The following is a 12,762-nucleotide window of genomic DNA, read 5'->3' as shown; positions in this document are numbered from 1 at the left end:
ATTGATAGCTTAAATGGGAAATATTCTGTGGTAGCAGACATAACGTAGCACTTGTTAACTGAGTTATGTTACAGCAAGTCTCCCGACGAAAAAAACGACTGGAAACAAGCCCAGTCGTTTCAAATTCAATTAGAAGAAATACAACCCGATACTACTAATAGCTCCATTCAGAACTGTCGATGATTCGTGTGAGGATTAGATACCTTCATTTGTTTTTCTGTCGCGCTCTAGACTACAGACTCGGTATGCTGTGAACCAAACTCCAAGAATCCGTATCCATTAATTCATCCATTTTCACTTCAACGTCTCCGCCTAAATAAAGCGTATCGCCTTGTATAGCGATAACCATTGCCTGTAGAGGTGGAACACTGTCGTGACATTGGTATATATCGCCTATTTTAGGTATATGCGCTTCAGGTGTCTGGATTTCCAACTGTTGGTTTCCTTGTTCAGTTATATAATTGACATCTGGAATTTCCAGATCAATAATATTCGCGCCCTTTTGTAGCCCGGGGATCATCACCCAATACTCATTATGTTTAATTCCATTGGATTTATTACTGATAACGCCGTTTCGTTCAATAGAAGACACCATTTCAATCGCGTGTAGATAGTGATAATCTAATGAATCGGGCTGTGGATTGATGATTAAAATATAATCGCCTACTTTAGCCTTCTCATCTTTATGCAATGTATAGCGTTTATGATTCACTACAAAACTGTCCATATGTTTTGGTTTATACAAATTAATTTCTCTAGCAGTTGCCAGCTGTTGTTCAAAATCTTCTAATCGGACTAAGTGAACCGACTGCTTAAAAAAAGCTTTCACTGAGTAGACTTGATGTAGCTTGTTTTGGTAATAAACAAATTGGCCTTTTCTAACATTTAAAAGATTCAATGGAATTCACACCTTATTAAGTATTTTCTGACGGCAACTATCTTTTCCTGCAGAATATAAACACATCATAACAACAATTACAGGTTTACGATATTAAATCGTTTCATTACTAACACATTTGTCCAATGATTATGTTGGCTGGATACAAAAAACTCCAAGCAATGAATGCTAAGAGTTTTCCATGTATGAATATGAAAATTACGTGCTAGGTGTTAGTACATTTCAACATAGTTCTCGAGCCATGCTAACACCTAATGTATCTTATTCATCTGCTTGTTTTTGCTTTTTTTCCAAATACGCTGTACGGATTTTTTCAAGTTGCTTCTTTTTATCAAATTGCGCTGGCTTGTTCTTCTCATGATACTTTGCCACAGCCGCCTTACCTTTGCTATCCAATTGATACTTCCCCATCTTATTCACCTACTATTCTTGTCGTCTTTAAAGATCATCTATTCAATACCTATACGATACTTTAATTTATCAAAGTAGACCTTCTTGCTTTATTAGTATACCCTAAATCTTACGTATATAACTAAAAAATCATGATTGTATATAAATGAAAAAATATGGTCTTGGCACCTACTTTACTACTGGCTCCATCACCGTTAACGTTCGATTCACCGTATCCATTTGAACACTCGCCCCAATAGGAATCGTCGCTTTATAGTAGCTATGTGCGCTGGCCAAGTTCGTCAATAAAGGTTTGCCAAGTGGAACTAAAAATTCATTGATCAAATCTACGTAACTCTTCCCGTAGGCCGACTCACAGTTCGTACATTGTCCCATAATAATTCCTGCACAATCATCAAACTTCCCTGCCATCGCCAAGTGGTTTACATAGCGATACACCGTATTGATCGGTTCATGTGTTTCTTCCAAAAGAAGAATTCTGCCTTCCGTATTGATTTCATAGGAGGTGCCTAACGTACCTACGAACGACGTGAGATTCCCGCCCACAAGCGGTCCTGTAACGTTTCCTGGAACTAATCCAATCAGTGGAACTCCAGGTGGATTCATAATTTGCCAAGGTGCCCTGACATTTGATGTCGCTGTAAAGAATTGGTTGAAATTATACGGAGGTGTTCCTGGATTGAAGTCTAACAATAACAAACTTTGAAAACTGATGAGGTCGGCATATTCAAACAAGACATTTAATAAAACCGTGATGTCGCTGTATCCCGAAACAATTTTCGGGTTTTGTTTAATGACGTTAAAATCCAGGAATGGTAAGATACCTGCCACTCCAACACCACCGCGGGTAGGTAAAATCCATTTCACTTCCGGATTTTTAAACATCTTCATTAAATCCGAAGCCCTTTGCCGAGGAGTCGCTGCAAGAAACCCATTAGCGGAATACACATGATCACCCACCACGACTTTATATCCCATACTTTGCAACATCCGGATCCCTTCCGTAATGCGAGTGGCCGCGAGCGGACTTCCAAGCGTAACAATGCCTATCGTATCGCCTCTTTTTAGTTGTTGCGGTTTTGTAGCCATGAACTACTAGCTCCTCTCCCCTTATAAGTAGCACAAACTTTTTCTTTTGTAATAGCATATGTTTGTGGAGCTTTTTTGGGGACTCACAACTGGTACGAACGGTACTGAAACACAAAAACTCCGCCAGTTTGCATAAAACTGCGGAGTCTTTTATTTAGAGCATATGGATAGTTTTGCACACACGTATCTGTGTAATCAGTTACTTGCGATATCTAAACACCATGTGAAATTTTCCCAAGCCGAATACCAGCCGGTGAAAAGCTCGTGTGAATCATCCCAACGAACTTCAAATTTCCTCTGACCGTCTACCTCTACCAAATACAGCGCCAACGTAGGGTCTTCCTTAGCCACCGCTAACCTCATACCATCTTGCAGTTCTTCTTCAGTGAACGGTACATCTAACACCGATCGCAACTGTGCTTGCTCGAATACTTGCTTGTTACTGATTCTATATTTCATAAAAACCCTCCACGTAAACATTTATTCAGTATGTACACCCGTACTTCTCCAGTAATTTATAAGAGTACAGAAGTATATTTTATACGTATTTACTAGCGAAATCAAAATTGAAGGACAAACGGCAAACAAAATGTACCAGGTACGCACACAACTTCAGTTCAATTCAGAATAGTTTTTGAGTTGTGTGGGGACCTGGTACCCTATAAATTCATTCCTTCTTGAACATACTTTACTAATATGTTAAGGTAATTTGGTGAGCGATTTTCTGAATTCGTTAAGAGGCACCGGTCAGTGCTTAACTATCAATTTTGGAATCGTTTAAAAATAAGATTTTTCTTTCATTACATACAGGAGGTACTTATGCTGAAGTTTGAAAATGTTTCAAAAATGTACGATGGTGGATTTCAAGCTGTGAAATCTGTCAACTTCGAGATTGCTGAAGGCGAATTACTTGTTCTGATAGGACCTAGTGGATCAGGTAAGTCGACTACAATGAAAATGATTAACCGGATTATTCCACACACAAGTGGAAAAATTTCTATCAACGGCAAAGATATCAAATCTTACAACGCCGCTGAACTCCGCAGAAATATTGGTTATGTCATTCAGCAAATCGGTCTTTTTCCTCACTATACGATTGAAAAAAACATTTCTATTGTACCGCAACTAAAAAATTGGGATGAAAAAGAAATTAAAACACGTGTACAAGAACTACTTGAATTAGTCGGACTGGATCCGGAAATTTATGCTACACGTTATCCGAAAGAATTATCAGGTGGACAACAACAACGTGTCGGAATTGCGAGAGCGCTTGCAGCAAATCCAGATATTATTTTAATGGATGAACCGTTCAGTGCGCTGGATCCCATTACACGTGAACAGTTGCAAGAAGAATTAATTAAGCTACACAAAAAGTTAAAGAAGACCATTGTCTTTGTTACACACGACATGGATGAAGCGTTAAAAATGGGCGACCGTATTGCCATTATGAAAGACGGTAATTTACTTCAGTTAGACACTCCAGAGAAATTACTACACGAACCCGCACACGGCTTTGTAGAAGAGTTTATGGGTAAGCATCGAATTATCCAAAATCCTGAACTGATGCCTGTTACTGAGATCATGGCAGAGAAGGTTGTCACGACCCGTTCTAGCATTTCTCCAGAACGAGCCATTTCACTTATACGTCAACGAAAAATAACGGATCTTCTCGTTGTAGATGATCATAAGAAGCTACTGGGTATTGTTTCTGCTTATGATTTGATTAAAAATGTGGACGGCATCCAAACCATTGATGAAGTGATGAAACCCGCAGTACCTTTTTTAGTGGATACGGCGACGGCAAAGGATGCAATTATCATGATGGACACTTCACCGTTTGGCATGATTCCCATTGTCGATGAACATCATATACTTGTAGGACTCGTCAACCGCGGCTCCTTACTCTCCGCGATGTCTAGTCAATGGACAGATAAGGGGGACGATCTACATGAATAATTTAAATATATGGCAACAACTTGTGGAACAAACTAAATTGCGATGGCCGGAAGTGCTCGAAGCAACATCCGTCCATATTCAACTCGTATTTTTCTCGATGATCCTCGCAGTGCTCATTGCTGTAACGCTCGGAATTCTCATTACACGCGTACCTAGACTTAAAACTGGGGTACTTGGTGCGGCAGGTATTATGCAAACCATCCCTAGTTTAGCTGTACTTGGTTTTATGATTCCCATTTTCGGAATTGGCGTGAAAACCGCAATTGCTGCGTTATTCCTTTACTCGTTACTGCCTATTATGCGAAACACATACACAGGGATTAAAGACGTGGATCCCGCCACAATCGAAGCCGCGAGAGGTATGGGTATGACGAGCAGGCAAATTTTGTTTAAAGTTGAATTGCCTCTTGCAGTCCCTATTATTATGGCTGGAATTCGAACAGCTGCGGTGATTAACGTTGGTAACGCGACTCTCGCTGCATTCATCGGAGCAGGTGGACTCGGAGATTTCATTTTCCTCGGAATTACACGTGGAATAGACGGATTGATTTTACTTGGAGCCATTCCAGCGGCGATCCTTGCAATTGCCCTTGAAACGTTCTTTAGCGCCGTTGAACGTTGGACGACGCCGGAAGGATTGAAATAATGTTGAAAAACAAACTTACACTATTGCTTATCACAACCTTAGTTGCCAGCATCATGTCAGGCTGTATATTCAATGAAAAAGATTCACTTAGACTCGGTTCTCGAAATAATACGGAAAGCATTATTTTGTCTAATATAATGGGACAGTTAATTGAGGATCGGTTAGGTCTAGATATTCTTTACAAAGAAAACTTGGGCGGCTCGTCTGTCGTCTGGAACGCCATGACAAATGACCATATCGATGTCATCCCTGACTATACGGGGACCATTGTGGTGACATATTATCACGAAGAACCTGGGACAGCTGAAGAAACATTAGCAGCGACCAAACGACTTGTCGCCGGTGACAACATCACTGCACTCGGTACGTTCGGATTCAATAATACGTATACACTGGCACTGGATGAGGCGAAAGCTGAAGAGTTAGGACTTGTGACGTTTAGTGATTTCGCTAAAGTATCGAAGGACTTTACATTGGGCGCCGTGTTCGAATTCATTGACCGCCCGGATGGATTACCTGGTTTCCAAACGGAATATGACATTGCGTTTAAAGATGTCAAAGGAATGGATCACGGCATGATGTATCGTGCGATTGGTGCAAATGAAGTAGATGTCATTAACTCCTACACGACGGATGGACAGCTGGCCATTGCGAATCTACGTGTATTGGAAGATGATAAATCGTACTTCCCACCCTACCATGCACTGCCGTTAGTACGAGATGAAACGCTCAAAGAATACCCCGAACTTGAAGAAGTACTCGGCCTTCTCGAAGGTAAAATTGATGAAGAAGCCATGCAAGTCATGAACGGAAAAGTCGACAATGACGGCATGATGGTTGAACTCGTCGCCAAGGAATTCTTGGTGGATAGTGGGTTAATTGAAGAAAAGTGAATGGAAACAGCGCACCCTCTTGTGTCGATGAGGGTGCGCTGTTTTTTGTTGGTGGTGCCAGGTACACACACAATTTTAGTTCAATTCAGAATAGTTTCCGAGTTGTGTCGGGACCTGGTACCAGCAAAAGGTCCCGACACGATCAGGAATTGTTCCGGGACCTCGTATAATTACTTAGTTTTTTTCACACGTTTCACCAATCCATATAGCTCATTCCCCGAACTGTCCACACGTTGAATTAGTCCAATATCTTTCGCGTAGTATTCGAACACTGTTTTATTGTCCCATGGCATATAATTCTCCATTACTAGCACGTCACGGTACTCTATTTTACGAACTGTTTTCACTGCATTCGTTTCTGTAATCCAAATATTCCCGTAGTTGACTGGTCCGATATCGTTTGCACTGTGGATCTGAGTGACAACAAAAGGAGACGGAATATATTGATCGTAGTGGAACCAGTCGTCGTAAGCTTCTGCGTAGGACCAAGAGTTTTGCATATAGCCTAAACGAGGAATCTTTTCATGTTTCGTCTCGTTGTGTATACGCCAATAAGCCATGCCGTTCTCTTCTTTTCTGTCATATTCATAGCGATAGTTGCTAGATCCGTCTGTGTAGTAATACGTATAATTCGGATCCGGCATAATATTCATCGCTCTCGTTGTAAGGGCACGCGCGAGAAATGCTGAAAAATGAGAACGTGTAATGAGCTGATTCGGTTTGAATGTCCCGTTAGGATATCCAGTGGCGATATTGTTCGACGACACTCTCAAAATATCTATGTGAAACTCAGAATGGGGAGGGACATCGCTGTACCGTGGACTTTCTTCTCCCTGTTTATGCACCTTCAAATTAAATGCTTTACTCATCAACCTTGCCATAAATGCGCGAGAAATACTGGATTCCGGTTTGAAATTGACTGCATTTGAGAACAGTCCGGCATTATACGCAGCCGCTATTTCATTATAATAGGGATGAGATTTTGGTACATCCTTATAGTTAGGATCCCGCAAATTCGTCCTCGGCAGATCCAGTGCCTGAACTAGCATTGCGGCAATATGCTTCTTTGCAATCGGTTCATTTGGCTTAAATTTCCCGTCCGGATAACCGCTTATAATTCCGCGGTCTGCCAAGTAATTCACTTCGACATACAGCGACGACGTATTCTTATGCATGTCTTTGAAACTTGCAGCTTGTACATTCTGCATCGTCCCTGTTACAGCCATGAGAAAAACCACACACACCACAACCCATTTTTTTACTAAAGGTACCAGGTCCAGACACAACTTCGGTTCAATTCTGAATTGTTTCCGATTTGTGTTAGGACCTGGTACCTTCTTTACCTGGTACCTTCTTTACCAGCTTAACGGCCTCAACGCAGTCGAGCGGTCGATATATAGGAAGGCGTCGTAGCGTTCGCTGATGCGGGACGGGACGAAGTTGCCTTGGGCTTCGAACTCGGGATGGTAGACCACGCCGATAGCGCGGTGACCGATCCATTCGTCAAACTGCTTTCGATTCTCATCGTTGAATAACAGCATTTTGTCATGTGCGCCCGCTGCGTGCAGTTGGCCTTCCCATGTGTTAAAACGTGCAGGCGGTATGACCATTTCTTCCGGAGTTTCTCCCCAACTGCTTCCTGCAATGACCGTCCCTTCATAAGTGCCGAAACCAATCGCGTACGTACTGTCCCTACCATACTGCTCCCGGATCAGCTGGCCGACATTTGTCAATCCATGGTCTGTCATCGAAGTCGCCGATGCGTCACCGATATGGGTGTTATGTTCCCACACAATAATTTTGGCGTCTTTGCCGTAATAATTGTGTACTTCCTTAGTTGCTTCAACCATATGGGTATCACGAATATTCCATGACAGTGCATCATCTTGAAGCATTGCCCGGTAATAGGCTTCTGCATTTTTCGCTACCAGAGCGTTCATTATCAGGTTCAAGTCTTGCTCATTCGCGCGGGGATAGTGCTCTTCATTGGTTCGGATGGATTCCAGTAGGCTCGTTACCTCTGTTATGCATTGATCAGTGAAGTGGGCAGAAGACAAGGCATAGTGTTCGGGCATCCGATTATACGGTTCAAAACAGGAGAATGCTTTTTTGGCAAGTTCCAGATCGGCACCGTAGGATGGATGGCTTTCCAGGAAGTTCATGACTTCATCGATAGAATCGTATAAGCTGTACAGGTCGATGCCGTACATGCCGACTGATGAGTCTGAACCACGTTGCCTGTTTTCATTGGCCAGCCACGTGACAAATGCTTCAATTTCTTCATTCGCCCACATCCATGCCGGCCATCTGCTGAATGAACGCGACAGCAACTCGTTGAGGGATGTCTCATCATTGTATCCTTTGACATAGCTGTTTATTTTCTGTACAGACGGCCAGTCGCCTTCCACAGCAATGGCAGCGAAACCCTTTTCCTGTATGAGACGTTTTGAGAATTCGGCGCGCAATCGATAGAAATCTGAAGTTCCATGCGTCGCCTCACCAATCATCACAATCTGTGCATCTCCTATATCTTTCAGAAGCCGGTCAAATGCAGACGGGTCATCCAGCGAAATCGCCTGCTCTTTAATAGAGGCTACTAATTTTCTGGACATGCACTAACCTCCTTCATGATAGTTTAAACATCCACGTATGTTACTCACGCAGATACCTGCCTTTTAAAGTACTAAGTTGACTTAGGTCCATGATGGATTACTCGCCTTTTTTCATTTGGGCTTCATTCAATTGCTGCTTGATCAAATCCAACTGCCCCTTATGTTGCTGAATCGTATCTAACTCACTGTTAAATTGCTCTGCATTCCTAAACGCGTTTTCAGCGCGCTCGATTGCATTAAACGCATGCTCGATTGCCATCTCTTCTGGATGAGACATCGCTTGTTTCACTGCACGGTCTGCTTTCTCTACCGAATTACCAAAAAACGTGCCCGGATGATCCTTTTTCCAACTCGGGCCAGAATCCTTTGTCATATCCTTCGCCTCCCACATGTAAAATCAATGATAACGAGCTTAGTATTGCAATTTATAGCGGAAGTATACGGATAGTAATAAGTACCAGGTCCCCACACAACTCTAGTTCAATTCAGAATTGTTTATGAATTGTTTGGGGACCTGGTACCGATGCATACTTATTCAAGTACAGGAAACACTACCAACTAGAGAAGAGGTGATATAAACTGAAACGGATCTGGCTTATTTCTTTCATTGCTTGTATAGGAATACTTTACCTAGTTCTTTTCACCAATCATTGGGGAGCAGATACGAATCTAGTAAGCACTGCCTCCGTATCTAAAACTAGCAAAGACAGACTGACGACAGAATTAGTATCATTCAGCGAGACACATTATATCCCCGCGGTGGATGCAAAGGTCGACAGAGTTTGGAAAGCCATCCCCGGCTACAATGGACTGGAAGTGGATTTGGAAGCCAGTTACAGAAAAATGAAAACGACTGGCAAATTGGATGAATCAAAAGTCGTTTACAAAGAAACTTCCCCCTCTGTTCATTTGAAAGATCTAGGCCCCCACCCCATTTTCAAAGGAAATCCGGATAAACCGATGGTGTCTTTTTTAATTAATGTTGCCTGGGGTAATGAATATATTCCTGAAATTTTGGATGTACTGAAGAAGCATAAAATCCAAGCCTCCTTCTTCTTCGACGGCAGCTGGGTAAGTAAAAATCCTAATTTAGCTAAATTGATTTATCATGATGGCCATGAAATTGGAAACCACGCATACAGCCATCCCGATTTACAGCAGAAATCAGAAGCTGAAACAATGGAAGAGTTAAAAAAGACAAATGATATCATCATAAAAACACTCGGAATTGCTTCGCCCAAGTGGTTCGGTCCGCCAAGCGGCAGTTTTAATCAGCAAACGGTTGAAACCGCAAGCCGGCTAGGAATGCATACGGTTTTATGGACGGTAGATACAGTCGACTGGAAAAAGCCGGCGACTAATGAAATGGTGAACAGGGTAGTATCTCAAGTGGGGAACGGCTCGATGGTTTTAATGCACCCGACTAAACCTGTAGCTGAAGGAATGGAAGATATGATTACAAAAATCACAGAAAAAGGTTTTCGTTTGGGTACCGTCAGTGAACTAATGAGTGAAAAGCGTGTGAACGGAACAGCATGGGATGATGAATGAAGTGCCTACGCAACAAACATGTATATCTGCGCAAAACAAAAAACTCTCCTAACCGCACATAGCCGGTCGGGAGAATTTTTTATGTACTCCAAAGGCAGGAATCGAACCTGCGACTGATCGGTTAACAGCCGATTGCTCCATCGCTGAGCTACTTTGAAAAGAGAGTTCATTTGCGCTATATTGTGTGGGGACCTGGCACTTTATTTTTGGAAGAGATCATAGCCAAAGTATCGGTTGACAAACTACATGCCCTCGTATAGTATCTGCAATGAATTGCATAGATACCCCTCGTTAGGTAAGGCTCCTGTATGGAGAAACGCTACTGCCCAGAAACGTCCAAAGGCGCCAATAAGTTGATTCCAGACCATTCCGAGATAGTGTTAAACAACACTTTATTGGCAAGGTCAAATTGTCGTAAAGGTACAGGTCCTCACACAACTCTAGTTCAATTCAGAATTATTTCTGATTTGTGTGGGGACCTGGTACCTTCTTTCAAAAGCCGCACCTAAGCACGAAACTAGTATATTTCTGCTCAGGTGCGGCTTACTGCTCTTATAATAATCCTTTTCTAGCTTACTTGCGATCCCAGAAACGCTTTTGAGCAATAGCTTCTACAAATGCGTCTGCAAAATCCGGATTATCGGTTGCTGACACAACACCGACAGGATGACTTTGATCTGTTTGCAAGATGAGGGAATCCTTTCCTGCAGATACGCCAATTGGTTTTAGGTGCATATATTGCAGTCGAATGAAGTCTAACAGCATTTGATCGAATTTCATCTGATTTTTAGATTTGCCGCCTACTACATAAATTGCGTCATACATTGCGGGATGAACAGTCAAAAATGTCTTATTGGGCTCTAGTGCCGTTCCTTTATCGCCTTTGACAGGTCCCAACTTCTCCGCAATGACTTCAACTACCACTCCGTTTTCACGCAATGTAGCCAACACGGCAGTGACTTCCTCTTCGTTAAATTCTTCACCAATCAACACACCAACTTTTTGGGTCATCGCTGAGTGAGGTGAATTCAATTGACTCAGGGATGGATAACTTTCATCCATTTTCACATGACTATTTTTCGGTTGATCCACACCAATGTTGTCAGCAATCAACCCAGCCATCTGTTTATCGACATTTGCCCATAATTCTACGTTCATTTCTCGAAGTTCCTTGCTTTTTACACTTCCAAGGTGGAAACTGAATGACTCAATCAGATCTTCTTTTTCAGGCTTTGATAAACTGTTCCAGAATATCCTTGCTTGCGAGAAATGATCATCAAAAGAATCGCTCGGGAACTCTCGTGTCACATGGCCTTCTACTTCTTTTGGATAGTTTTCGTATCCTCCACTCTCCAGTGAGGTTTCCGAAGGACTATTTTCCGCCTGTGTATTGCTGTGGAAATGAACAGTATCCGTGTCAATTTCTTGCTTCAATAAGCCATCTCGTAAATTATTATTGACATCAACAATCGGACGATTTACCGGCAATTCTTCATAGTTCGGTGAATGCTGGCGATATAGTTCCGTATCCCGATAGGCAATGGAACGGCCTTGCAAGACGGGATCGTTGGAAAACTCGATGCCCGGAACAAGGTTTGACGGATTGAACGCTGATTGTTCTTCTTCCGCAAAGAAATTGTCCATCAAACGATTCAACGTCATTTTACCTATGATCTTTGCAGGTATTACTTCTTCAGGCCAAAGTTTCGTATCATCTAGAATATCGAAATCGTAGTTAAATTCATCTTTTTCAGCGATTAACTGCACACCCAACTCATATTCTGGATATGCCCCGTTTTCAATTGCTTCCACAATATCACGGCGATGGAAGTCTGGGTCCGCTCCGCCAATCAAGTTTGCTTCATCCAAAAGCAAAGAGTGAACGCCAAGCTTCGGCTTCCAGACAAAACGTACAAAAGTAGAAGTTCCTTCTTCATTGACGAATCTGAATGTATTAACCGGGTATCCTTCCATCATGCGCCAGCTTCTCGGACGACCGCGCATCGACATGAGCCACATTACCATATGGGCAGATTCAGGGTTACTGACAACGTAATCCCAGAAATTATCATGGGCTACACTGGCCTGTGGCATATGCGTCTTCGGATTGGGTTTGGCTGCATGTGATACATCCATGAACTTCATGGGATCAGCTAGGATAAAGACAGGGAATTGAAGTGAAAGCGAATCATAGTTCCCTTCTTCAGTATAGAATTTAACTGCAAACCCACGAATATCAACCGCCGTGTCCTTGGAACCCCGATTCCCCGTGAAGTTGGAGAAACGAACGAACAAAGGGGTTTTCTTTCCGACTTCTTGCAAGAAATCTGCTTTCGTATACTCTTTCATGGATTCGTACAGTTCAAACTCACCATACACTCCAAATCCTCGCGCATGAACAATTTTCTCAGGTATCCGCTCACGTGTGAAATGAGTTAGTTTTTTGTAAAAATGAAAGTCCTGCAATAAGTGAGGTCCACGTTTCCCTGCTCTCAAAGATCGCTCGTCATTCGCTACTTTCATGCCACTCTCTTCTGTCATCGGTTGGTCAGGACCTGTGTTCTGTTTGCGGTACTTGTCCAATTGCTCTTCTTTCGGATTTTTCTTTGGCTCGTTTTTATTGTTTTTATCCATCTATTTATTCACCCTTTTCGGTTTCAATTTAAACTATAGTTTGTATGTTATTTTGAGAATGCGTAACTAAGA

The 12,762-nt window shown here is 42.3% G+C and carries 12 protein-coding genes and 1 tRNA gene; 4 read left to right on the top strand and 9 right to left on the bottom strand.

All coding sequences use genetic code 11. The features are described from left to right. Positions 1 to 232: 232 nt before the first annotated feature. The 4 genes from CSV77_RS14885 to CSV77_RS14870 form a co-directional block, all read right to left on the bottom strand. Positions 233 to 898 (bottom strand): hypothetical protein, encoded by a 666-nt coding sequence (locus CSV77_RS14885; RefSeq protein WP_099674012.1) that lies wholly within the window; start codon positions 896 to 898, stop codon positions 233 to 235. A gap of 261 nt (positions 899 to 1,159) precedes the next feature. After that, complete coding sequence (locus tag CSV77_RS17055) at positions 1,160 to 1,309, bottom strand: hypothetical protein (RefSeq protein ID WP_099674011.1); 150 nt, start codon at positions 1,307 to 1,309, stop codon at positions 1,160 to 1,162. A 168-nt stretch (positions 1,310 to 1,477) separates the two neighbouring features. Then, positions 1,478 to 2,398: a S66 peptidase family protein gene (locus CSV77_RS14875; RefSeq protein ID WP_099674010.1), complete on the bottom strand. Its 921-nt coding sequence runs from the start codon at positions 2,396 to 2,398 to the stop codon at positions 1,478 to 1,480. 195 nt (positions 2,399 to 2,593) lie between these two features. Continuing rightward, on the bottom strand, positions 2,594 to 2,857 hold the full coding sequence (locus CSV77_RS14870; protein WP_099674009.1) for a hypothetical protein: 264 nt from the start codon (positions 2,855 to 2,857) through the stop codon (positions 2,594 to 2,596). Between the two features lie 360 nt (positions 2,858 to 3,217). On the opposite strand from CSV77_RS14870, the gene CSV77_RS14865 reads away from it, so the two are divergent. Genes CSV77_RS14865 through CSV77_RS14855 form a run of 3 tightly spaced genes read left to right on the top strand, consistent with a single transcriptional unit; the run spans position 3,218 to position 5,893 of the window. After that, positions 3,218 to 4,354, top strand: a complete 1,137-nt coding sequence (locus tag CSV77_RS14865; RefSeq protein ID WP_099674008.1) for a betaine/proline/choline family ABC transporter ATP-binding protein — start codon at positions 3,218 to 3,220, stop codon at positions 4,352 to 4,354. Beyond that, the gene (locus CSV77_RS14860) at positions 4,347 to 5,000 is read left to right on the top strand and encodes an ABC transporter permease (RefSeq protein WP_099636967.1); all 654 of its coding nucleotides are present in this window, start codon (positions 4,347 to 4,349) and stop codon (positions 4,998 to 5,000) included. The genes CSV77_RS14865 and CSV77_RS14860 overlap by 8 nt, the downstream gene beginning before the upstream one ends. Continuing rightward, the gene (locus tag CSV77_RS14855; RefSeq protein ID WP_233212272.1) at positions 5,000 to 5,893 is read left to right on the top strand and encodes a glycine betaine ABC transporter substrate-binding protein; all 894 of its coding nucleotides are present in this window, start codon (positions 5,000 to 5,002) and stop codon (positions 5,891 to 5,893) included. Before CSV77_RS14860 ends, CSV77_RS14855 begins: the two co-directional genes overlap by 1 nt. A gap of 170 nt (positions 5,894 to 6,063) precedes the next feature. Here CSV77_RS14855 and CSV77_RS14850 read toward each other — a convergent pair whose 3' ends face one another. The 3 genes from CSV77_RS14850 to CSV77_RS14840 form a co-directional block, all read right to left on the bottom strand. Beyond that, positions 6,064 to 7,119, bottom strand: coding sequence for an S-layer homology domain-containing protein (locus tag CSV77_RS14850; protein WP_099674007.1), 1,056 nt, complete (start codon positions 7,117 to 7,119; stop codon positions 6,064 to 6,066). Between the two features lie 129 nt (positions 7,120 to 7,248). Continuing rightward, on the bottom strand, positions 7,249 to 8,505 hold the full coding sequence (locus CSV77_RS14845) for an erythromycin esterase family protein (RefSeq protein WP_099674006.1): 1,257 nt from the start codon (positions 8,503 to 8,505) through the stop codon (positions 7,249 to 7,251). 97 nt (positions 8,506 to 8,602) lie between these two features. Beyond that, complete coding sequence (locus CSV77_RS14840; protein WP_099674005.1) at positions 8,603 to 8,878, bottom strand: DUF2564 family protein; 276 nt, start codon at positions 8,876 to 8,878, stop codon at positions 8,603 to 8,605. A 449-nt stretch (positions 8,879 to 9,327) separates the two neighbouring features. On the opposite strand from CSV77_RS14840, the gene CSV77_RS14835 reads away from it, so the two are divergent. After that, entirely contained in the window at positions 9,328 to 10,056 is a 729-nt protein-coding gene (locus tag CSV77_RS14835; RefSeq protein ID WP_233212271.1) for a polysaccharide deacetylase family protein, read from the top strand. Between the two features lie 86 nt (positions 10,057 to 10,142). Here the strand turns inward: CSV77_RS14835 and CSV77_RS14830 are convergent. Further along, a tRNA-Asn gene (locus CSV77_RS14830) sits at positions 10,143 to 10,214 on the bottom strand. 415 nt (positions 10,215 to 10,629) lie between these two features. After that, entirely contained in the window at positions 10,630 to 12,690 is a 2,061-nt protein-coding gene (locus CSV77_RS14825) for a catalase (RefSeq protein WP_099674003.1), read from the bottom strand. Positions 12,691 to 12,762: the final 72 nt, after the last annotated feature.

Origin of the sequence: Sporosarcina sp. P16b, from assembly GCF_002743065.1 — a bacterium.
Taxonomy (GTDB): Bacteria; Bacillota; Bacilli; order Bacillales_A; family Planococcaceae; genus Sporosarcina.
This window is presented reverse-complemented; position numbering and strand designations above follow the sequence as displayed.

Coding starts and splice junctions, on each gene's coding strand:
- CSV77_RS14860 (WP_099636967.1), top strand. CDS start 4,347: ATGAATAATTTAAATATATGGCAACAACTTGTGGAACAAACTAAATTG.
- CSV77_RS14865 (WP_099674008.1), top strand. CDS start 3,218: ATGCTGAAGTTTGAAAATGTTTCAAAAATGTACGATGGTGGATTTCAA.
- CSV77_RS17055 (WP_099674011.1), bottom strand. CDS start 1,309: ATGGGGAAGTATCAATTGGATAGCAAAGGTAAGGCGGCTGTGGCAAAG.
- CSV77_RS14845 (WP_099674006.1), bottom strand. CDS start 8,505: ATGTCCAGAAAATTAGTAGCCTCTATTAAAGAGCAGGCGATTTCGCTG.
- CSV77_RS14875 (WP_099674010.1), bottom strand. CDS start 2,398: ATGGCTACAAAACCGCAACAACTAAAAAGAGGCGATACGATAGGCATT.
- CSV77_RS14850 (WP_099674007.1), bottom strand. CDS start 7,119: ATGGCTGTAACAGGGACGATGCAGAATGTACAAGCTGCAAGTTTCAAA.
- CSV77_RS14870 (WP_099674009.1), bottom strand. CDS start 2,857: ATGAAATATAGAATCAGTAACAAGCAAGTATTCGAGCAAGCACAGTTG.
- CSV77_RS14825 (WP_099674003.1), bottom strand. CDS start 12,690: ATGGATAAAAACAATAAAAACGAGCCAAAGAAAAATCCGAAAGAAGAG.
- CSV77_RS14855 (WP_233212272.1), top strand. CDS start 5,000: ATGTTGAAAAACAAACTTACACTATTGCTTATCACAACCTTAGTTGCC.
- CSV77_RS14840 (WP_099674005.1), bottom strand. CDS start 8,878: ATGACAAAGGATTCTGGCCCGAGTTGGAAAAAGGATCATCCGGGCACG.